The sequence below is a fragment of the Pseudomonas sp. USHLN015 genome (assembly GCF_037153275.1).
GTDB classification, from domain to species: Bacteria; Pseudomonadota; Gammaproteobacteria; order Pseudomonadales; family Pseudomonadaceae; genus Metapseudomonas; species Metapseudomonas tohonis.
In genome coordinates this window covers 1-21,246 of the sequence record NZ_JBBCKP010000022.1, presented here as the reverse complement: position 1 = coordinate 21,246, position 21,246 = coordinate 1, and the positions used below count along the sequence as shown (strand labels likewise).

The following is a 21,246-nucleotide window of genomic DNA, read 5'->3' as shown; positions in this document are numbered from 1 at the left end:
GTCCACCCTCGAGGCCACCCGCGACTCCGCCGGCTCTTCTGTAGGGGCGAATTCATTCACCCAGGTCGCACGCAGCGGGCCGGACAGCATGGGTTTCGCTGCGCTCTACCCATCCTACGGGCTGGCTCTTCTGTGGGAGCGACTTCATTCGCGAAAAGGCACGAGGTATCCCGGAATCTAGGGTGCACCACGCTTCATCGGTCCACCATCGGGGCCACTCGCAACTCCGCTGGTGGACGTGAAGAGCGACGTTCAACCTACGCACGGTTCAAGCTTCTCTGTAGGGGCGACTTCAGTCGCCCGGACGGCTCAGCGCGATGCCTGCACCGGCTCCTTCAGCGCCGCATCGAGGAAGCGCGGCTCGACCCAGTCGCTCACCTGGAAGGGTTTGCGGATCAGCCGCTGTTCGGCGGCGAAGTCGACGCCCTTCTGCAGGCGGGCGAGGAAGGCGGGGTCCAGCTGCGGGTCGAAGATGTCCTTGAAGCTGTCGTCCTTGAGGTCGGTGCCGAGGATCACCGGCGGGTAGCTGGCCAGGCGCGAGACCAGCTCGACGTAGGCCTGCTTGTGGTCTTCGTCGCGCAGCCAGGTCACCGCCTGCTGCTGGGCCTTGACCAGGCGCGCGGTGACCTCGGGGTAGTCGCGGACGAAGGCGCCCGTGCCTACCAGCACCGCCTGTGTGCTGCCGGCGCCGCCCAGGTCGCGGGTGCTGAGCGGCAGTTCGGCGAGGCCCTTCTCACGCAGGGCGATGAGCCCGGCCAGGCCCCAGGAGGCATCCACCTGCTTGGCCGCGAGGGCGGCGTTGGCGGCGTTGAAGTCGAGGTTGATCACCTTGTAGTCGCGTTCGGACAGGCCGCGGCTGGCCAGCGCGTTGGCGAAGGACAGCTGGTTGGCGGTGCCGCGGAACACCGCGACGCGCTTGCCCTTGAGGTCTTCCAGGGTCTTGATCCCCGAGCCGGGCACCACCCCCAGGTAGCTCTTCACGTCGCGGGCGGTGGCACTGAGCAGGCGGGTGTCGAGGCCGCTGGCCTTGCCGATGATGGCGGCCAGGTCGCCGAGGTAGGCGAAGTCCACCTGGCCGTTGGCCAGGGCTTCGTTGATCACGGGACCTGCGCCCTTGAAGAAGCGCCACTGGATCTCGATGCCGTCCTTGGCGAATTCCTGTTCGAGGATCTGCCGGCTGCGCAGCACGTCCACCACGCCACCGCCGCTGTGTTCGCTGCCGGCGCTGAGGTCGGGCACGGCGATGCGGATTTCCTTGGGTGCCTCGGCCGCCTGGGCGAGCAGCGGAGCCGCGCCGAGCACGCCCGCCAGCAGAGTGGGGACGAAGAGCCCGAGGACACTGTTGATCAGGGTTTTCATGGATGGGCGCTCCTGCGCGAGGGTTCGGTGAGAGCGCCAGATAGGCACAGGAGGAAATCGAAATTAAATACTAAAAATTCATTTTTTTAATGACTGAAACGCATAAATCAGGACCACAGCGGCTTCCAGCGCGCTATGCAGGAAATGCATAAAAAATATTCGGCAAAGGCATTTGCCGCTCTCCGGCCCCTTCCCTATCTAATGACGCCTCTTATCCATAAATAAATGGATTTTCAGATTTTATATTCCACACGGAAATAACGTTAGAGCCCTGGCGCCGGGAGACACCGATGAGCAAGATCCAGACGCTGCCGAGCCTGCGGCCTCCCGCCCGGCTCCATCTGCCGGCCATCGGCGCCGGCATCCTCGACCGGGCCCTGCCCTGGCTGCTGCCTATCGGGCTGTTCCTGCTCTGGTGGCTGGCCGCCAGGCACCACTGGATGTCCGAGCAGATCCTCCCCGCCCCCGCCCTGGTAGGGCAGAGCGCATTGGAATTCGGTTCCGGCGAACTCTGGGGGCACCTGTGGATAAGCTTGCAGCGCCTCGGCATCGGCCTGCTCGCCGGTGTCGCCGGCGGGGTGCTGCTCGGTGCCTGGCTGGGCCTGTCGCGCCGGGCCGAGGCGCTGGTCTACCCGAGTTTCGTGGCCCTGGCGCAGATCCCGACCCTGGCCTGGATTCCACTGTTCATGCTGTTCTTCGGCATCGGCGAAACCCTCAAGCTGGTGGTGCTGGTGAAGGCCGTGGTGGTGCCGGTGACCCTGCATACCCTGGTTGGCGTGCGTGACGCCCAGCCGCGCCTGCGCGAGGCGGCGGCGGTGCTGCGCCTGCCACCGCACCTTCTGGCCTGGCGCCTGGTGCTGCCGGCCGCCCTGCCCGCCTTCATGGCCGGGTTGCGCCTGGCCCTGGCCACCGGCTGGACCTCGCTGCTGGCGGTGGAGCTGCTGGCCTCCAGCGAGGGCATCGGCTACCTGATGGTCTGGGGCCGCCAGCTGTTCATGCTCGACCTGGTGTTCGTCTGCATCCTGGTGATCGGCCTGGTGGGCGCACTGATGGATCGCGGCATCAACCGCCTCGATTCGCTGCTGTTGTTCTGGCCCCACCCGGCCACCGCCGAGCGCCCGCGCGGTCCGCGCCTGCATGGCTGGCAACGGCTGCAGGCGGCCCTGCTGCCCCTGGCGCTGCTGGCCCTGTGGCAGGCCAGCAGCGCCCTGGCCTGGGTCGACGCCAATATCCTCGCCTCCCCGCTCGATGTGTTGCGCGCCCTGCACCAGGGGCTGCTGGATGGCAGCCTGCCGAAGGCCATGGGCGCCAGCCTCGAGCGCACCGTGGCAGGCCTGGCGCTGGGCGGCGGCGCGGGGTTGGCGCTGGGCCTGCTGCTGGGGCTCTCGAACCGCGCCGAGCGCATCGCCGGGCCCAGCCTCTCGGCCCTGCGCCAGGTGGCGATCTTCGCCTGGGTGCCGCTGCTCACCGCCTGGTTCGGCCTCGGCGAGGCGGCCAAGCTGGCCTTCGTCGCCCTGGCCGCCTTCTTCCCCCTGTTCATCGCCACCCAGCGCGGCGTCGCCGGCCTCTCGCCGCAGCTCGGCGAGGCGGCGCGGGTGATGCGCCTCGGCCTGGGCAAGCGCCTGCGCCTGCTGGTGCTGCCGGGCGCCGCACCGGCCATCTTCGCCGGCCTGCGCCTGGCGCTGATCTACGCCTGGCTGGGCACCATCGGTGCCGAGTACTTCATGCCTTCGGACGGCGGCATCGCCAGCTACATGCTCGGCGCGCAGCAGCTGTTCCGCATGGACCAGGTGATGGCTGCCATGGTCCTGGTGGGCCTGGTCGGCGCCCTGCTGGGCAACCTCGGACAACGCATCGAAGCGCGCGCGACGCGCTGGAGAACCGCATGAACGCCTTCAACCGCAACGCCGTGGAGGCGGCCAACCAGCCCCTGTCGCCCCCGCCCACCGTGAGCTTCGCCGGGGTCGGCAAGGTCTTCGAGGTGGATGGCCAGGATTTCCAGGCCATCCAGGACTTCAGCCTGGATATCGAGGAGGGCGAGTTCATCGCCATCGTCGGCTCCAGCGGCTGCGGCAAATCCACCCTGCTGCGCCTGCTGGTGGGCCTGGACACCGCCTTCGACGGCCGCATCGAGGTGGACGGCCAGCCGGTGCGCGGCATCGGTGGCGAACGCGGCATCGTGTTCCAGGAGCACCGCCTGTTCCCCTGGCTGACGGTGGCGCAGAACATCGGCCTGGGCCTGGTCAACGAGAAACTGGAACAGGGCGAGCGCGCCCGGCGCATCCACCAGTTCGTGCAGCTGGTGGGGCTGGGCGGCTTCGAGGGGGCCTACCCGCACCAGCTCTCCGGCGGCATGGCCCAGCGCGTGGCCATCGCCCGGGGGCTGGTGGCGAGCCCGCGCATCCTGCTGCTGGACGAGCCCTTCGGCGCCCTCGATGCGCTGACCCGCCAGCAGATGCAGGACGAGCTGCTGGCCATCCGCGCGCGCCAGCGCATCACCACCCTGCTGGTCACCCACGACGCCGAGGAGGCCATCTACCTGGCCGACCGCGTGGTGGTGATGGCGCCCCGCCCCGGGCGCATCAAGCAGGTGGTGCCGATCGACCTGCCGCGCCCGCGCCAGCGCACCGGCCATGACTTCCACCAGGTGCGCGAGGCGCTGCTGCACCAGCTCACCGGCGATGGCGACTACCGCCCGCCGCAGCCGCCCCGGCTGGCCGACCTGCCGTTCGAATCCATCGCCCTCTGACCCTGGAGCCTCCATGAGCAAACGCCCGAACTTCCTGATCATCGTCGCCGACGACCTGGGCTTCTCCGACCTGGGCGCCTTCGGCGGCGAGATCGCCACGCCGAACCTGGACCGCCTGGCCTTCGACGGCCTGCGCCTGACCGACTTCCACACCGCGCCCACCTGCTCGCCGACGCGCTCGATGCTGCTCACCGGCACCGACCACCACATCGCCGGCATCGGCACCATGGCCGAGGCGCTGACGCCGGAGCTGATCGGCAAGCCGGGCTACGAGGGCTACCTCAACGAGCGTGTGGTGGCACTGCCGGAGCTGCTGCGCGAGGCGGGCTACCAGACGCTGATGTCCGGCAAGTGGCACCTGGGCCTGACCGCCGAGCGGGCGCCCCATGCGCGGGGCTTCGAGCGCTCCTTCTCGCTGCTGCCGGGGGCGGCCAACCACTATGGCTACGAGCCACCCTACGACGAGACCACGCCGGGCATCCTCAAGGCGACGCCAGCGCTGTATGTGGAAGACGACCGCTTCATCGAGCAACTGCCGGAGGGTTTCTATTCCTCCGACGCCTTCGCCGACCGGCTGATCCAGTACCTGAAGGAGCGCGACCAGAGCCGCCCGTTCTTCGCCTACCTGCCCTTCTCGGCGCCGCACTGGCCGCTGCAGGCGCCGGCCGAGGTTGTGGATAACTACCGGGGCCGCTACGACGCCGGGCCCGAGGCGCTGCGCCTGGAACGCCTGGAGAAGCTCAAGGCGCTGGGCCTGGTGGCGGCGGATGTGGAAGCGCACCCGGTGCGGGCGATCAGCGCCGAATGGGACGCGCTGAGCGAGGCGGAACGCCAGGTGTCGGCGCGGACCATGGAGGTCTATGCGGCGATGGTGGAGCGCATGGACTGGAACATCGGCCGGGTACTGGACTACCTGCGCCAGCAGGGCCTGGAGGACGATACCTTCATCCTCTTCATGTCCGACAACGGCGCCGAGGGCGCGCTGCTGGAGGCCTTCCCCAAGTTCGGCCCGAACCTGAAGAGCTTCCTCGACCAGCACTACGACAACAGCCTGGAGAACATCGGCCGCGCCAACTCCTACGTGTGGTACGGGCCCCGCTGGGCCCAGGCGGCCACGGCGCCGTCGCGCCTGTACAAGGCCTTCACCACCGAGGGCGGCATCCGCGTGCCGGCGCTGGTGCGTTATCCACAGCTGCGGCGGCAGAAGCAGGTGAGCCACGCCTTCGCCACGGTGATGGACATCACCCCGACGGTGCTGGACCTGGCCGGCGTGCGCCACCCGGGCACCCGCTGGCGCGGTCGCGAGGTGGCGCCGGTGCGCGGGCGCTCCTGGCTGGGCTACCTCTCGGGCGAGACGCCCCAGGTGCACGACGGCAAGACGGCCACCGGCTGGGAGCTGTTCGGCATGCGCGCCATCCGCCAGGGGCACCTGAAGGCGGTGTACATCCCCGCGCCGGTGGGGCCGGAAACCTGGCAGCTGTACGACCTGGAGAAGGACCCGGGGGAAATCCACGACCTGGCCCAGGAGCGGCCGGAAGCGCTGGCCGGGCTGATCGCGGCCTGGCAGCGCTATGTGGACGAGACGGGGGTGATCCTCAGCGAGTCGCCGTTCCAGCCGTAGGGGCAAGCGCGGTGCGTGTGGGGGCGTAGGGTGGACCCCGCTTCACCGGTCCACCGCCGGTGCTCACCCGGGGCTCCGCTGGTGGACGTTAAAAGCGACGTCCACCCTTGGGGGCAATCGGTTACACCTGGACGATCTGGTTCTTGCCGCTGCGCTTGGCGGTGTACATGGCTTCGTCGGCGCGGGCGTAGAGCTGTTCCAGGGTGTCGCCGGGGCGCAGGGTGGTCAGGCCCTGGCTGAGGGTGACGCTGAAGATCTGGCCGGCGGCGCTGAACGACAGGCGCTGCACTTCGCGCTCCAGGCGCTCGGCCACCTGCAGGGCCTGGGCCGGGTCGCAGCCGGGGAACACGGCGGCGAATTCCTCGCCACCGATGCGCCCGAAATGGTCGACCCGCCGCAGGGCGCCGGCACCGCACTGGGCGATGCGCTGCAGCACCAGGTCACCGACCTGGTGGCCGTAGGTGTCGTTGATCTTCTTGAAGTCATCGATGTCCAGCAGCAGGAAGGCCAGGGGCCGTTCATAGCGCTCGGCGACGTCGAACTCGCGCTGGGCGCATTCGAAGAAGTGCCGACGGTTGCTGGTGCCGGTCAGCACGTCCGTGGTGGCCAGGCGCTGCAGCTCGGCCTCCAGGGTCTTCTTCTCGGTGATGTCCTCGGCGATGCCCACCACCAGGGTGCTCTGTCCGGCCTGGCCCTGGCGGCTGACGAAGCACTTGTCGCTGAGCCAGCGCACCTGGCCGTCGCCACGGATGATGCGGTACTCGCGCACCTCCACCGCGCCCTTGGTGAGCACCTCGGCGAGGCTGCGCGCGGCGTACTCGACGTCATCGGGGTAGATGCAGTTGCGCCACTCGTTGAAGTCCACCATCAGCAGCTCGGCCGGGCGGCCGAACATGCGCTCGTAGTGGGGGCTGACGTAGATGATCTTTTGCTCGTCCCAGTCGAAGGCCCAGAGCACGGCGTTGACGCTGCCCAGCAGGCTGTTGAACAGCAGTTCGCGTTCGCGCAGGCGTTCCACCTCGCCGCGGCTGTGCAGCAGTGCCAGGGTGAGCTTTTCCAGCTCGCTGGGTGTTTCCTCGAAGTTTTCCATCCGGCCCATAGCCTGCCTTCGCGTATTCGGGTCACGTTACGCCCACGACGAAGCGGTGGGCATGAGTGGCCGGCGTCAGGCATGACTCTGGTGACGAATGGCTGCAAAACGGTTGAACAGGCGGTGCAGGACGAACACCGCAAGCAGGGTGATGAATACCGCAACGCAAACCGAACTGAGCCGATAGGCCAGGCTGAACATCATGTCGTGACTCGGCGTCAGGTATTGACCGAAAACGATGGCCAAAGTTGTCAGCGCACCGAAGCCGATTCCCTGCGCACCCTCCAATACGTGCACTCGGGCACAGAAAAAGGCGGCTATCCAGTACAGCGAGGCGACGAGCGGTAGCACGTCGTAGTGATCGTAGAGCAGCAGTTGCAGCACCAGGGCGATCAGGCAGCCGAGCATGGTGCCGAGGGCGCGGATGCGTCCGGCGAAGCGGATGCCGTTCCAGTGCATGGGGAACAGCACCAGGATCGAGGCGATCTGCGCGGACAGCGAATCCTTCAGGTCGAAGGTCTGGAACAGGATGAACGACAAGGTGGCGATCGAGGCGCCGAGCAGGGCCTCGTGGCGCTGGCTGGGCAGGTCCTTGGGCACGCCCGGGCGGGCCTCGCGGGGCTCGGCGTCGGGGAAGAGGAAGAACATCAGCCAGGCGACCAGCACCGTCAGCGCGGCGGCCACCAGGTTGCTGGCCACCAGGTCGTAGAGATGGGTCTCGGGGTAGCTGGCGAAGTGCAGCTGCATGGAGAGGAACACGCAGCCCAGGGCGCCGAACATGAACAGCGGGCCGCGCGCCATGAGGCTGAAGCGCCAGAGGAAGGCGCCGAACACCAGCGGCACGATGAGCAGCGGGCGGTCGCCGAACAGGCCGTAGATCACCAGCGTCTCCAGGCTCACCAGCACCGCCTGGGCGAGGAACTGGCGGATCACATGGGCGTTGATGGTGGGCACCAGGCCCAGCAGCAGCATGGGGTAGACGCAGAAGAACGAGCCGTTGTCCCAGTCCATCAGCTTGCACACGAACAGCCCGAGGGTGCCGCCGCAGGCCAGTCGCAGGCACTGGCGCAGGCCGTTCTCGCTGAGGGCCGGGCGCTCCATCAGTAGATGTAGTGCAGCAGGCTGATGAGGCGGATCTGCACCCGGCCGAAGAACGCGGCCAGGGGCGACTCGTGGGGGTAGAGCTGCACCGTGGCCTTGGCGCCGCTGGGCAGGGGCGCTTCCGGAGGCGCATCGAGCAGCACGTGCAGGCGCTGGCGCTGGGCGTCGCGCACCCAGCGGTCGGAGGTGGCGGGTGCGGCGAGGTCGCCGTTGGCGTCCAGCTGGCCTTCCTTGACGCCCGCGTCGATGGCGCTGACCCGCGCGGCGAAGATGCGCCCGGGCAGGGCGTCGAACACCACGCTGGCGCCATCGCCCAGGCCCACGTAGCGCAGGGCCTTCTCGCGGAAATCGGCGCTGACGTCGGCCTCATCGGCGACCAGGGCGGCCACCGGGCTGCCGGCGGCGACGAAGGCGCCGGGGGACAGCTGCAGGTTGCTGAGGGTGCCGGCGCGCTCGGCGCGGACTTCGCTGTACTGCAGTTGCAGGCGCGCCTGGTCGAGGGCGTTGCGGGCCTGGCGCAGGCGCAGGTTGCCGTCGCCCGCCGCGCCGCGCTCGGCGGCCAACTGGTGGATGCGTGCGGTGGCGGCGGCCACCTTGGCGCGGGCGGCGGCGCGCTGCGACTGGGTCTGCTCGAACAACTGGCGGGAAACGTGCTGGCTGGCCACCAGCTTGCCGAGGCGCTCGGTCTCGCGCGCGAGCTCCTGCGCCGAAGCCTCGGCGGCGAGCTTGTCGGCGCGGGCGGCGGCGAGGCTGGCGTCGAGCTCGGCGTTGTCCTGGGCGGCCTGCTCCAGCGCCAGCTCGGCGGCGTTGACGGCGAGGCGGAAGGGTTCGGGGTCGAGGCGGAACAGCAACTGCCCGGCTTCGACGTGGGCGTTGTTGGTCACGGCGATGTCCAGCACCTGGCCGCTGACCCGGGGCGCCAGGCGCAGTACCGGGCGGGTCAGCTGGGCCTGGGGGGTGATGGGCATCCACAGGTCGGCCGCGAGGAAGTAGGCGAAGAGCAGCACGAAGGCCACGATGGCGCTCCGCACCCGGCGGGCGAACCTTTGGTCGGGGGTCATGGATACCTCGGCAATGCAGGGCGGATCGGCAGGGCCACGAGCCCGCAGGCGGGGCGATGGGCGGTGATCCGGGAAAACGGCAAACAGCTCAGGGCTGGCAGTATATTTACCGGCGTTTCCTGGATAATCAGCGCCCTTCGAGAATCAGCCTTGCGCGAGGAGTAACAATGGACACCCTGAACAGCATGCGCGTGTTCACCCGCGTCATCGAGACCGGCAGCTTCACCGCGGCGGCGCAGGCGCTGGATCTTTCCACCGCGCAGGTTTCCAGGCTGGTCTCGGAGCTGGAGCAGCAGTTGCAGGCGCGGCTGCTGCACCGCACCACCCGGCGCCTGGCGCTGACCGAGGTGGGTGAGCGCTACCTGCAACGCTGCCGCTCGATCCTCAACGAGGTGGACCAGGCCGCCGCCGAGGCGCGCGGCGCGCACCTCAAGCCCAGCGGCCGGCTGCGGGTGCACACCATGACCGGCCTCGGCCTGCAACACGTCACCGCGCTGGTGGCGCGCTACACCGCGCTGTACCCCGAGGTGGTGATCGACCTGACGCTGTCGCAGCGCAACCCCGACCCGCTGGAGGATGGCCAGGACGTGGTGCTGACCTTCGCCCGCGAGCTGCCGGACTCGCAGATGGTGGCGCAGTCCCTGGGGCAGATGTACAGCGTGGTCTGCGCGGCGCCCGCCTACCTGGAGCAGCATGGCGTGCCCACGGGGCCGGCGGACCTGCGCCATCACCGCTACCTGCGCCTGCTGGACCCGCTCTACCAGGACAACTGGGTGCTGCAGGACGAGGACGGCGAGTACGACGTGCTGCCGGCGGAGGCCTTCCAGGTCAACGTCGCCGAATCCCTGGCCCGCGCCGCCCAGGCGGGCATGGGTTTCTGCCTGCTGCCCTCCTTCGTCGCCTGCCAGCCGCTGCGCGAGGGCACGCTGCTGCGCCTGCTGCCGGAGCACCGCCTGCGCGAGCGCAACATCTACGCGGTGTATCCGTCACGGCGTTTCCTCGACGCCAAGACCCGGACCTGGGTGGACTTCCTCAAGGCCGAGCTGCCGCCCCTCTTCGCCCAGGACGATGCCGTGCTGGACGATCCCCGCCACTGGGCGGTGCGCACGCAATTGTTGCGTTAGAAGCAATTGTGATTCACCTGGGCCGCGGTTTTTCACCACCGGCCCGGCCCCTAAGATGGCCTCGGTTTCCAGATGCATCCCGCCGAGGATCACGCTATGCAACGCAATCTCTTTGTTACTGCCGCCTTCACCGCTTTCGCCCTGTCCTTCACCCAGTTCTCCTTCGCCGAAGAGTCGTCCGCCTTTGTTGCGCGAAATGCGCAGTATGAGCAGCGCGCCCAGGACGCCGCCCAGCAGCAGGCCGTCGCCAAGCAGGGCACCGAGCGCAAGGCCGACGCCGACCAGGACAGCTGATCGACCCGCACCTCCTCCTTACCTCCTGACGTCGATGCGATTGCTCCTTTCGACGTCTTGTTCCAGCCGCCCTCCCCCGGGCGGTTTTTTTTGGCCGAGATTCAGGTGCAGGCGTATATGGGGCGGTGCAGGCGGGAGGCTCAGGGCAGGAGCGAATTCATTCGCGAAGGAGTGTCCAGCCACTCGGAGCAGGGAGACGGCGGTGTGCCTTTCGCGGCTGAAGCCGCTCCTACAGAGGGCACGGCGCGGAGCACGGCCCAACCCCGCAGCGGTGGACCGGTGAGGCGGGGTCCACCCTGCATCGCCTGACAGCTCGTACCCGCACGGACTTCCCCGCTGGGTAGGGTGGATAGCGCTCTTCTATCCACCAAGCGGACTCGCCCCACACATCAACGCCTCGCCCCTCTCCCGTAGGAGCGAACTCAATCGCGAAGGGGCGCCAGCGGACCTCGCTGCGCTGGGCCTCGCGGGCTCGGCGCCAACCTACGGGGCCCATATGAAAAAGGCCGGCGATGGCCGGCCTTCTTCGGGGTTGCTGCGATCAGGCCGCGACGGCCGGGCGCAGCGAATAGGTCTTGAGCTGCTCGGCGAAGTCGCGCAGGGACTGGATGCCGCTGGCCTCGGCCTCGTGCACCCACTGCTTCATGGCTTCGAGCATGTCGTGGCCGTTGGCGCTGGTCTTGACCCAGATGTGCTGCAGGGCGAGACGGCGCTCGTAGATCACCTTCAGCGCCTGGCTCTGCTCCAGCATGGCGGCGATGCGTGCGTGGTGGCGCTCGTCCAGCAGGCTGGTCTCGCGGGACAGCAGGCGCTTGGCGCGACGGAACAGGTGGCGCACCGACTCGTCGGCCTTGGCCAGTTCCTGTTTCACCAGGGGCGCGATAACCAGCTTGCGGTACTGCGCCATGATCTGGAAACGGTTGTTGAGGATGGCCATGGCGGTGTCCATGTCCAGGCTGCCCTTGCCTTCCACGCGATGGGCGATGGGCGCGACGCGCTGCACCTTGGCCAGGCGCAGGAAGCTGAACAGCTTGATCCAGGCCCAGCCCAGGTCGAACTCCCACTTCTTCACCGACAGCTTGGCCGAGTTCGGATAGGTGTGATGGTTGTTGTGCAGTTCCTCGCCGCCGATGAGGATGCCCCAGGGCATCAGGTTGGTGGCGGCGTCGCGGCACTCGAAGTTGCGGTAGCCGACGGCATGGCCGAGGCCATTGATGACGCCAGCGGCCCAGACCGGTATCCACATCATCTGCACGGCCCAGATGGTGATGCCGCCGACGCCGAACAGGGCCAGGTCGATGGCCGCCATCAGGGTCACGCCACCGATGGGGTAGCGCGAATAGACGTTGCGCTCGAGCCAGTCATCCGGGCAGTTCTTGCCGTAGATGCGCAAGGTCTCCTCGTTCTCGGCCTCTTCGCGGTACAGTTCCGCACCGCGGCGCAGCACGGTGCCCAGGCCCTTGATCACCGGGCTGTGCGGGTCGTCGACGGTTTCGCACTTGGCGTGGTGCTTGCGGTGGATCGCGGTCCATTCGCGGGTGTTCATCGCAGTGGTCAGCCACAGCCAGAAACGGAAGAAATGCTTCAGCGCCGGGTGCAGTTCGAGGGAGCGATGGGCGGAATAGCGATGCAGGTAGACCGTGACGCCGACGATGGTGATGTGCGTCATCACCAGGGTGACCGCCACCAGTTGCCACAGCGACAGGTCGAGAAAACCGTAGTACCACATGGAGTGCGTAGCCTCGGGGGAAGGAAGGGCGAGGTTGTCGGACAAACACAGGCATTATCCCCATGAATTGTGAGAAAACCATCCCGTTCTTTAGATAAGAAAGAGATGAATCTCCATTCATCTATAATGCGAAACCGATCACATCCGGCACGGCACCAATCACCTATGAAACCCAAGCTCAGCGCCATGAAACTGGTGCTGCCCTATTTCCTCCTCGCCAGCGCCTGGATCCTCTTCAGCGACCACCTGCTTCAGGTGCTGAGCCTGGATGGCAGCCGCCTGAATGCGCTGCAGTCCGCCAAGGGCATGCTCTTCGTGGTGGTCACCAGCGGCCTGCTGTACCTGCTGGTGTGCCTGCACATGCGCCGCCTGCGCGCCTACCTGCAGGCACGCCGCGAGCAGGAGAGCAGCCTGCGCCAGGCCGCCGCCGTGTTCGATGCCACCCAGGAAGGGGTCCTGGTCACCGACGCCGAGCAGCACATCGTCCACGTCAACCGCGCCTTCGCCCGCATCACCGGCTTCGAGGAGCGCGAGGTGCTGGGACAGACGCCGGTGCTGTTCAAGTCAGGTCGCCACGACGAGGCGTTCTACCAGTCGATGTGGAACGCACTGAAGAACCGCCACGCCTGGAGCGGCGAGGTGTGGAACCGACGGCGCAACGGCGAGGTATACCCGCTGTGGCAGAACATCCGCGCCATCCACGACGAGGAAGGCGTGCTGACCCACTACGTGGCGGTGTTCTCCGACGTCAGCGCCATCAAGCGCTCGCAGAACGAGCTGGACTACCTGGCCCACCACGATCCGCTGACCAACCTGCCCAACCGCCTGCTGTTCACCGAGCGCGTCGAGCACGCCCTGGAGCGCGCGCGCCGGGATGGCCGCGAAGGCATCGTCATCCTCCTCGACCTCGACCACTTCAAGCACATCAACGAAAGCCTCGGCCACAACCACGGCGATCTGCTGCTCAAGGCGGTGGGCGAGCGCCTGGCCACGCTGATGGCCGGCGGCATGACCCTTGCGCGCCTGGGCGGCGACGAGTTCGGCCTGCTCTGCGAGGATTTCAGCCCGGAGCAGGCCACCGACCTCGCCGGGCGCATCCAGCAATGCCTGGCCGCCCCCTTCCACCTGTCGACGCAGAACCTCTTCATCAGCGCCAGCCTGGGCATCAGCACCTTCCCCGGCGCCGCCGAGAACGTCGAGCAGGTGCTGCGCAACACCGACTCGGCGCTGTTCAAGGCCAAGAGCGTGGGCCGCGAGACCTTCGCCTTCTACAGCCAGGAACTGACCGAGCAGGCACGCCAGCGCGTCGAGCTGGTCACCGCGCTGCGCCAGGGCCTGGAGCAGGACGAGCTGCGCCTGGTGTTCCAGCCCATCCACGACCTGAACGACGGCCACCTGATCGGCGTCGAAACCCTGGTTCGCTGGCAGCACCCACAGCGCGGCCTGGTGCCGCCGGCGGAATTCCTGCCGGTGGCCGAGGAAAGCGGCCTGATCGGTGCCATCGACGCCTGGGTGCTGGAACGTGCCTGCCGGCAGATGCGCGACTGGACCGAGCGCGGCCTGCAGCTGTCGTTCATTGCGGTGAACGTCTCCTGCCGCCTGTTCAGCCGTGGCGAACTGGACACCCGCGTCGCCCGCGTACTCGCCGACACCGGCCTGGAGCCGGGTCGCCTGGAACTGGAGATCACCGAGAGCGCGGTGATGGAGGACCCGGACACCGCCCTGGAACTGCTCGACCGCCTGTGCAAGCTCGGTGTGCGCCTGTCCATTGACGACTTCGGCACCGGCTACTCGTCCCTGCAGCGCCTCAAGCGCCTGCCGGTGCACAAACTGAAGATCGACCAGAGTTTCGTGAAGAACCTGCCCGACGATCGCGACGACATCGCCATCGCCAAGGCCGTCACCGCCCTGGGTCACAGCCTGGGGCTGCAGGTGTTGGCCGAGGGCATCGAGGACCAGCGCCAGGCCGACTTCCTCCGTACCCTCGGCTGCGACCATGGCCAGGGCTACCTGTTCAGCCGCCCACAATCGGCGCAGCAGCTGGAGCAGATGTGGCAGCTCATCCCTCCCACCGGCACCAGCCCGCAACAGATCAGCCTCCTCTGACCCTCTCCCGGTGGGCCCGCGCCCACCCGGCATCAAGGCTGCCAAGCGCCCGGGCCCGCCGTTGCGCTTGCGCCTGATCCAATAAAACCAACGGTTATATAAAAATTCTTAAACAGTATTTTTAAGAATATTCGTGCCCTGATTAAGATGCGCCCACGCCACGCGAAAACCCTGACCACCGACGCGGGCACCCCATCCAAGGAGCACGAACATGAGCGCAACACTCCGCAGCCTCGAAGGCCAGGACGAAGCCAGCATCCTGCGTGAAATACAGAGCGCCCTGCACGGCCTGCGTTTCGGTGCCGTAGAGATCACCGTCCACAACGGTCAGGTGGTGCAGATCGAGCGCAAGGAAAAATTCCGCCTGCAACCACCCGCCGGCAAGAACAGCTGACCCGAACACCCGACCGGGTCGCCGGAGGGGTCAACCCGAGACGCGAACCGAGTCGACTGCGACGGGCGCCGTGAACGCCCGTCGTGCCTGAAAGACAAACCAGCCAACACCATAAGAACCCGGAATTCAGGAGCTCCATCCATGTCGATTCGCCGCTTCGCCCTGGCCACCCTGGCCAGCGCCCTGCTCACCACCCTGGTCGCCGGCCCCGTCGCCGCCGCCACCGAGCTGCTCAACGTCTCCTACGACCCGACCCGCGAGCTGTACCAGGAGTACAACGCCGCCTTCATCAAGCACTGGAAGGCCCAGGGCGGCGACGACCTCAAGGTCCAGCAGTCCCACGGTGGCTCCGGCAAGCAGGCGCGTGCCGTGATCGACGGCCTCAAGGCCGACGTGGTGACCCTGGCGCTGGCCGGCGACATCGACGAGCTGCAGAAGCTCGGCAAGCTGATCCCCGAGAACTGGCAGGCGCGCCTGCCGGACAACAGCACCCCCTACACCTCGACCATCGTGTTCCTGGTACGCAAGGGCAACCCCAAGGGCATCAAGGACTGGGGCGACCTGACCAAGGAAGGCGTGGAAGTCATCACCCCGAACCCGAAGACCTCCGGCGGCGCCCGCTGGAACTTCCTGGCCGCCTGGGCCTGGGCCAAGAAGCAGTACGGCAGCGATGCCAAGGCACAGGAATACGTGCAGGCGCTGTACAAGCACGTTCCGGTTCTCGACACTGGCGCCCGCGGTTCGACCATCACCTTCGTCAACAACAACATTGGCGACGTGCTGCTGGCCTGGGAAAATGAGGCCTTCCTGGCACTCAAGGAACAGGGTGGCGAGAACTTCGAGATCGTCGCGCCGAGCCTGTCGATCCTCGCCGAGCCGCCGGTTTCCGTGGTCGACAAGAACGTCGACAAGAAAGGCACCCGCAAGGTCGCCGAAGCCTACCTGCAGTACCTGTACAGCGAGGAAGGCCAGCGCATCGCCGCGAAGAACTTCTACCGTCCCCGTGACGCGAAGGTCGCCGCCGAGTTCGCCAAGCAGTTCCCGAAACTGGACCTGGTGACCGTCGACAAGGACTTCAACGGCTGGAAGGAAGCGCAACCGAAGTTCTTCAACGACGGCGGCATCTTCGACCAGATCTACCAGGCGCAATAAGCCGAAGCTGCAAGCTGCAAGCTGCAAGCTGCAAGAAAATGGGTGGGGCGCAGGCCCTGCCCGGACAAGGGGAAGCGCGAGCTTCCCTTTGCCGTGCCCGGGCCGGTGATATTCCGGTGGCGGGCTTGAGCGTTCCAACGCAGAAAAAGGACAGATGATGTCTCGACGTATCTCCCCGGTCATACCCGGCTTCGGGCTGACTCTGGGGTACACCCTGGTGTATCTCAGCCTGTTGGTGCTGATTCCCCTGGGCGCCATGTTCCTCAGGACCTTCGACCTAACCTGGGTGCAGTTCTGGAACATCATCAGCGCACCCCGCGTACTCGCCGCACTCAAGCTCAGCTTCGGCACCGCGCTCGCCGCCGCCGTGCTCAATGGCCTGATCGGCACCCTGCTGGCGTGGGTGCTGGTGCGCTACGACTTCCCCGGCCGCAAGATCATCGACGCGATGATCGACCTGCCCTTCGCCCTGCCCACCGCCGTGGCCGGCATCGCGCTCACCGCGCTGTACGCGCCGGCCGGCCTGGTCGGCCAGTTCGCCACGGACCTGGGCTTCAAGATCGCCTACACCCCGTTGGGCATCACCCTGGCGCTGACCTTCGTCACCCTGCCCTTCGTGGTGCGCACGGTGCAGCCGGTGCTGGCCGACATCCCCCGCGAGGTGGAAGAGGCCGCCGCCTGCCTGGGCGCCAGGCCGCTGCAGGTGTTCCGCCACATCCTCCTGCCGGCGCTGCTGCCCGCCTGGCTCACCGGCTTCGCCCTGGCCTTCGCCCGGGGCGTGGGCGAGTACGGCTCGGTGATCTTCATCGCCGGCAACATGCCGATGAAGACCGAGATCCTGCCGCTCCTGATCATGGTCAAGCTCGACCAGTACGACTACACCGGCGCCACCGCCATCGGCGTGCTGATGCTGGTGGTCTCCTTCATCCTGCTGCTGCTGATCAACCTGCTGCAGCGCCGCATCGAAACCCCCTGAGGAGGCCGTCGTCATGAGTAGTGCAACCCTGACTGCCGCCGCCTCCGCCAACGCTGCCCGCCGGGGCAACGCCTGGGGTCGCCGTGCGCTGATCGTCGCCGCCTGGCTGGTGTTCGGCCTGTTCCTGCTGCTGCCGCTGTACATCGTGCTGAGCGAAGCACTGAAGCAGGGCTTCGGCACCTTCTTCACCGCCATCTTCGAGCCCGATGCGCTCTCCGCGCTGAAGCTGACGGTGATCGCCGTCGCCATCTCGGTGCCGCTGAACCTGGTGTTCGGCGTGGCCGCCGCCTGGTGCGTGAGCAAGTTCGAGTTCCGCGGCAAGAGCATCCTGGTCACCCTGATCGACCTGCCCTTCTCCGTCTCCCCGGTGATCGCCGGCCTGATCTACGTGCTGCTGTTCGGCGCCCAGGGCTACTTCGGCGGGTGGCTGAGCGAGCATGACATCCAGATCGTCTTCGCCATCCCCGGCATCGTCCTGGCCACCATCTTCGTCACCGTGCCCTTCGTCGCCCGCGAGCTGATCCCGCTGATGCAGGAACAGGGCACCCAGGAGGAAGAGGCCGCGCGCCTGCTCGGCGCCAACGGCTGGCAGATGTTCTGGCACGTGACCCTGCCCAACATCAAATGGGGCCTGATCTACGGCGTGGTGCTGTGCACCGCGCGCGCCATGGGCGAGTTCGGCGCGGTGTCGGTGGTCTCCGGCCACATCCGCGGCGTCACCAATACCCTGCCGCTGCATGTCGAGATCCTCTACAACGAGTACAACCACGTCGCCGCCTTCAGCGTCGCCAGCCTGCTGCTGATCCTCGCGCTGGTCATCCTGCTGCTCAAGCAGTGGAGCGAGGCCCGCCTGTCCCGTCTTAAATCCAGCGCTGATGAGGAGTGAGTCATGAGCATCGAAATCCGTAACGTCAGCAAGAACTTCAACGCCTTCAAGGCGCTCAACGACATCAACCTGGATATCCACAGCGGCGAGCTGGTGGCCCTGCTCGGCCCGTCCGGCTGCGGCAAGACCACCCTGCTGCGCATCATCGCCGGCCTGGAGACCCCGGACGCCGGCAACATCGTGTTCCACGGCGAGGACGTCTCGCAGCACGACGTGCGCGATCGCAACGTCGGCTTCGTGTTCCAGCACTACGCCCTGTTCCGCCACATGAGCGTGTTCGACAACGTCGCCTTCGGCCTGCGCATGAAGCCCAAGGGCGAACGCCCGAGCGAGCCGGAGATCGCCGAGAAGGTCCACGAGCTGCTCAACATGGTGCAGCTGGACTGGCTCTCCGACCGCTACCCGGAGCAGCTCTCCGGCGGCCAGCGCCAGCGCATCGCCCTGGCCCGCGCCCTGGCGGTAAAGCCCAAGATCCTGCTGCTGGACGAGCCCTTCGGCGCCCTCGACGCCAAGGTGCGCAAGGAGCTGCGCCGCTGGCTGGCGCGCCTGCACGAGGAGATCAACCTGACCTCCGTGTTCGTCACCCACGACCAGGAAGAAGCCATGGAAGTGGCCGACCGCATCGTGGTCATGAACAAGGGCGTGATCGAGCAGATCGGCTCCCCGGGCGAGGTCTACGAGAAGCCGGCGAGCCCCTTCGTCTACCACTTCCTCGGCGACTCCAACCGCCTGCAGCTGGGCGATGACCGCCACGTGCTGTTCCGTCCCCACGAAGTCTCGCTGTCCAAGGAGGCCGAGGACGAGCACCAGGCCGCAGAAGTCCGCGACATCCGCCCCCTCGGCGCCATCACCCGGGTGACCCTGAAGGTGGACGGCCAGGACGAGCTGATCGAAGCCGAAGTGGTCAAGGACCACGACAGCCTGGTCGGCCTCGCCCGTGGCGAGACCCTCTACTTCAAGCCCAAGGCCTGGCAGCCCGTCGCCCACGGCTGATCGCCGCGCTGCAACGAACAAGCCCCTCCTGCGAGGGGCTTTGTCATGGGCGCAGATGTAGGTTGGGCCGAAGCATGAGGCCCAACGCAACGGACCCGACCCCGGCACCGTTGGGCCTCGCAAGCTCGGCGCCAACCTATGACCCCGCCCTCTGGTGGGAGCGAATTCATTCGCGAAAAAGGCAGGATGCCCAAGTTATCCACAGACCGCTTCGGCCGAGCGCTTGAGCCCGAGGAACTGCAGCTCGGCGAACAGCACCACCGCCAGCGCCTGGGCGATCACGAAGGCCTGGCCCAGCAGGGTCGGCTGCACCCAGCCGCCGGCCAGCAGCAGGACGCTGTCCACCACCCAGACGGCATTGACCGCGATCACCGCCCACACCGCGCGACGGTCGAGGGTGTCGCGACGGGCGAGCCACAGCAGCACGGCGCACCAGGGCAGCATCGACAGGCCGGCGCCGGTGAGCAGCGTGGCAGGCAGGTCCAGCAGGGCGGACAGCGGGCCGGCGCCCAGGGTCATCAGCAGGCCGGCGGCGCCGCTGACCAGGGCATCGAGTTGCAGGGCGCGGCGCAGCAGGGGGGGGAGGGTTGCACGGTGGTCATGGCGTATCTCCTGGACAAGACGGCCCGGCGGTTGCCGGTGCCTGGTCGCCAGGATTCGCCGAACGGAGAATCGCGTCGATTACCTGCCAGGTAATGGCCGGGCCTCACCGGCTCGACTATCGTCGCTGCCATGAACGCACCCACCCACCCCGTCGGCGCCCTGTTGCGCCAGTGGCGCCAGCGCCGCCGCCTCAGCCAGCTCGACCTCGCCTGCGACGCGGAGATCTCCACGCGCCACCTGAGCTTCGTCGAGACCGGGCGCGCCCGGCCCAGCCGCGAGATGCTCCTGCACCTGGCCGAGCAGCTGGACATCCCCCTGCGCGAACGCAACCGCCTGCTGGCCGCTGCCGGCTACGCACCGCTGTTCCCCCAGCGCACCCTGGACGACCCGGCCCTGGCCGGAGCGCGCCAGGCCATCGAACAGCTGCTCAAGGCCCACGAACCGAACCCGGCGCTGGCCATCGACCGCCATTGGAACCTGCTGGCGGCCAACGACGCGGTGCTGGCGCTGATCGCCGGCGTCGCCCCTGCCCTGCTCGGCCCGCCACTCAACGTGCTGCGCCTGACCCTGCATCCGCAGGGCCTGGCGCCGCGCATCGCCAACCTCGGCCAGTGGCGCGCCCACCTGCTGGAGCGCCTTCGGCACGACATCGAAGTGAGCGGTGATGAGGAGTTGCAGACCCTGTACGACGAACTCACCGCCTACCCGGCCCCGGCCGCGCCCGATGCCCTGGTCGCCGACGGCGTACTGGTGCCGCTGCAGCTGGACACGCCGCTGGGGGTGATCAGCTTCATCAGCACCATCACGGTGTTCGGCACCCCGGTGGACGTGACCCTTTCGGAGCTGGCCCTGGAGACCCTGTTCCCCGCCGACCCGGAGAGCGCCGAACGGCTGAAGCAGATCCTCCGGATGGGATGATTTATCGCCCGACCGTCATAAATCACTCTTTCGGGTAATACCCTCCAGGGCCCGGCGCAGTAGGCTGGGCGCGCACCGATTGGTGCCCACACAACCCATCGCTTTGTCTGCTCACAACAACAACAAAAGGAGCACGCCGGGATGCTTTCAGACGCTCTATCACGCGCTTTCATCGGATTGCTGCTGGGCCTCGCCGGGGCCGGGATGGCCCTCGCCGCCGAACTCGCGCCCATCGACCAGGTGCAGGTCCACGCCTGCCGCGCCACCAGCAGCCTGCTGCTGTTCCGCGGCGAAGGTTTCCAGGAAACCCACAAGACCCGCTTCGATGCCGACATCAAGGCACTGGATGCCGCGTTCCAGAGCGTTCCGCAACCCAGCGACGGGCTCCGGCAGAAGTACCGCGCGCTTGTTACCCAACTGCAGCAAGGTGTTTCCTACGGCCACAACGAAGAGGACGTGCCATGGCGCTTCCCCCAGGAACTGGCCAAGTCCCTGCGCGACTTCCTCATCGCCGCCCGTGCCACCCCCGGCAACACCGCCGACGGCGAACTGCCGGCCAAGGTGGAATACCTCGCCGTGCAGTACCTCAGCCGCGCCTACATCGGCACCTTCGAGATCGCCCGGGAAAGCAACGACACCTACATCGGCCAGGACGAACGCACCCTGCTGCCGGCCATCGACGCCCAGCTGCAACCGATGGACAAGAGCGATCCGGCGGTGGGCAAGCTGAAGACCCGCTGGAGCTTCCTCAAGACCGCCCTCAGCGACATGAACAGCCAGAGCAACACCCTGGTCAGCGCCTCCGGCCGGCCCTACGCGCCGATGATGGTCGACCGCCATGCCCGCTCGATGAGCGCGCAGTTGCTGGCCGCGGGCGGCTGAGGCAAAGGGGCAGCGCGGGTTATCCACAGGCGGCGGAGCCCGGCCCAACACCGTAGCGGTGGACCGGTGAAGCGCGGTCCACCCTTGTATCTCGACTAATACCTCCACAGGGGTAATAGTCCCCGACTGATCATCGGGGGAGGGGCTGGAAGTCGTGTCCACCCTTAGGCCTCGAGCCTGCAACGTAGATAGTGCTCCGCCCCTCCAC

The 21,246-nt window shown here is 67.3% G+C and carries 19 protein-coding genes; 13 read left to right on the top strand and 6 right to left on the bottom strand.

Annotation, left to right across the window (positions count from 1 at the left end; all coding sequences use genetic code 11):
* Positions 1-309: 309 nt before the first annotated feature.
* On the bottom strand, positions 310-1,359 hold the full coding sequence (locus tag WFQ67_RS29985; RefSeq protein WP_337058978.1) for an ABC transporter substrate-binding protein: 1,050 nt from the start codon (positions 1,357-1,359) through the stop codon (positions 310-312).
* A gap of 290 nt (positions 1,360-1,649) precedes the next feature.
* On the opposite strand from WFQ67_RS29985, the gene WFQ67_RS29980 reads away from it, so the two are divergent.
* From WFQ67_RS29980 to WFQ67_RS29970, 3 genes are read left to right on the top strand one after another with little or no spacing between them, the layout of a single operon-like run.
* Entirely contained in the window at positions 1,650-3,248 is a 1,599-nt protein-coding gene (locus tag WFQ67_RS29980; protein WP_442969643.1) for an ABC transporter permease, read from the top strand.
* Complete coding sequence (locus WFQ67_RS29975) at positions 3,245-4,108, top strand: ABC transporter ATP-binding protein (RefSeq protein WP_173176969.1); 864 nt, start codon at positions 3,245-3,247, stop codon at positions 4,106-4,108. The genes WFQ67_RS29980 and WFQ67_RS29975 overlap by 4 nt, the downstream gene beginning before the upstream one ends.
* A 13-nt stretch (positions 4,109-4,121) precedes the next feature.
* Complete coding sequence (locus tag WFQ67_RS29970) at positions 4,122-5,729, top strand: arylsulfatase (protein WP_337058977.1); 1,608 nt, start codon at positions 4,122-4,124, stop codon at positions 5,727-5,729.
* A gap of 121 nt (positions 5,730-5,850) precedes the next feature.
* Here the strand turns inward: WFQ67_RS29970 and WFQ67_RS29965 are convergent, their stop codons facing one another.
* The 3 genes from WFQ67_RS29965 to WFQ67_RS29955 form a co-directional block, all read right to left on the bottom strand.
* Positions 5,851-6,819: a GGDEF domain-containing protein gene (locus WFQ67_RS29965; protein ID WP_263154513.1), complete on the bottom strand. Its 969-nt coding sequence runs from the start codon at positions 6,817-6,819 to the stop codon at positions 5,851-5,853.
* Between the two features lie 75 nt (positions 6,820-6,894).
* Positions 6,895-7,920, bottom strand: coding sequence for a DUF2955 domain-containing protein (locus WFQ67_RS29960; protein WP_442969642.1), 1,026 nt, complete (start codon positions 7,918-7,920; stop codon positions 6,895-6,897).
* Positions 7,920-8,981 carry an HlyD family secretion protein gene (locus tag WFQ67_RS29955; RefSeq protein WP_213627199.1) on the bottom strand — a complete coding sequence of 354 codons (1,062 nt, stop codon included), beginning with the start codon at positions 8,979-8,981 and terminating at the stop codon, positions 7,920-7,922. Before WFQ67_RS29955 ends, WFQ67_RS29960 begins: the two co-directional genes overlap by 1 nt.
* A gap of 167 nt (positions 8,982-9,148) precedes the next feature.
* On the opposite strand from WFQ67_RS29955, the gene WFQ67_RS29950 reads away from it, so the two are divergent.
* Both WFQ67_RS29950 and WFQ67_RS29945 read left to right on the top strand, forming a co-directional pair.
* Entirely contained in the window at positions 9,149-10,105 is a 957-nt protein-coding gene (locus WFQ67_RS29950) for a LysR family transcriptional regulator (RefSeq protein WP_173176976.1), read from the top strand.
* Between the two features lie 96 nt (positions 10,106-10,201).
* Positions 10,202-10,399: a hypothetical protein gene (locus WFQ67_RS29945; protein WP_173176978.1), complete on the top strand. Its 198-nt coding sequence runs from the start codon at positions 10,202-10,204 to the stop codon at positions 10,397-10,399.
* A gap of 541 nt (positions 10,400-10,940) precedes the next feature.
* Here the strand turns inward: WFQ67_RS29945 and desA are convergent.
* Entirely contained in the window at positions 10,941-12,128 is a 1,188-nt protein-coding gene (gene desA, locus WFQ67_RS29940; protein WP_337058976.1) for a delta-9 fatty acid desaturase DesA, read from the bottom strand.
* Between the two features lie 165 nt (positions 12,129-12,293).
* Here desA and dibA point away from each other — a divergent pair, with 165 nt between their 5' ends.
* The 6 genes from dibA (at position 12,294) to WFQ67_RS29910 (ending at position 18,635) form a co-directional block, all read left to right on the top strand.
* A complete protein-coding gene (gene dibA / locus WFQ67_RS29935; RefSeq protein ID WP_337058975.1) occupies positions 12,294-14,234 on the top strand; it encodes a phosphodiesterase DibA in 1,941 nt (646 codons plus the stop codon).
* 211 nt (positions 14,235-14,445) lie between these two features.
* Positions 14,446-14,628, top strand: a complete 183-nt coding sequence (gene oscA / locus WFQ67_RS29930; protein WP_021217924.1) for a sulfur starvation response protein OscA — start codon at positions 14,446-14,448, stop codon at positions 14,626-14,628.
* A 141-nt stretch (positions 14,629-14,769) separates the two neighbouring features.
* The gene (locus tag WFQ67_RS29925) at positions 14,770-15,780 is read left to right on the top strand and encodes a sulfate ABC transporter substrate-binding protein (protein WP_213627210.1); all 1,011 of its coding nucleotides are present in this window, start codon (positions 14,770-14,772) and stop codon (positions 15,778-15,780) included.
* Positions 15,781-15,937: 157 nt separating this feature from the next.
* On the top strand, positions 15,938-16,756 hold the full coding sequence (gene cysT, locus WFQ67_RS29920) for a sulfate ABC transporter permease subunit CysT (RefSeq protein WP_173176984.1): 819 nt from the start codon (positions 15,938-15,940) through the stop codon (positions 16,754-16,756).
* A gap of 13 nt (positions 16,757-16,769) precedes the next feature.
* Positions 16,770-17,642 carry a sulfate ABC transporter permease subunit CysW gene (cysW, locus tag WFQ67_RS29915; protein WP_213627212.1) on the top strand — a complete coding sequence of 291 codons (873 nt, stop codon included), beginning with the start codon at positions 16,770-16,772 and terminating at the stop codon, positions 17,640-17,642.
* 3 nt (positions 17,643-17,645) lie between these two features.
* Positions 17,646-18,635, top strand: a complete 990-nt coding sequence (locus WFQ67_RS29910; RefSeq protein WP_021217928.1) for a sulfate/molybdate ABC transporter ATP-binding protein — start codon at positions 17,646-17,648, stop codon at positions 18,633-18,635.
* 195 nt (positions 18,636-18,830) lie between these two features.
* Here WFQ67_RS29910 and WFQ67_RS29905 read toward each other — a convergent pair whose 3' ends face one another.
* Positions 18,831-19,154, bottom strand: coding sequence for a hypothetical protein (locus tag WFQ67_RS29905; protein ID WP_337058974.1), 324 nt, complete (start codon positions 19,152-19,154; stop codon positions 18,831-18,833).
* A gap of 213 nt (positions 19,155-19,367) precedes the next feature.
* On the opposite strand from WFQ67_RS29905, the gene WFQ67_RS29900 reads away from it, so the two are divergent.
* Both WFQ67_RS29900 and WFQ67_RS29895 read left to right on the top strand, forming a co-directional pair.
* Positions 19,368-20,156, top strand: a complete 789-nt coding sequence (locus tag WFQ67_RS29900; RefSeq protein ID WP_213627216.1) for an MmyB family transcriptional regulator — start codon at positions 19,368-19,370, stop codon at positions 20,154-20,156.
* A 141-nt stretch (positions 20,157-20,297) separates the two neighbouring features.
* Positions 20,298-21,038: a hypothetical protein gene (locus WFQ67_RS29895; protein WP_213627218.1), complete on the top strand. Its 741-nt coding sequence runs from the start codon at positions 20,298-20,300 to the stop codon at positions 21,036-21,038.
* Positions 21,039-21,246: the final 208 nt, after the last annotated feature.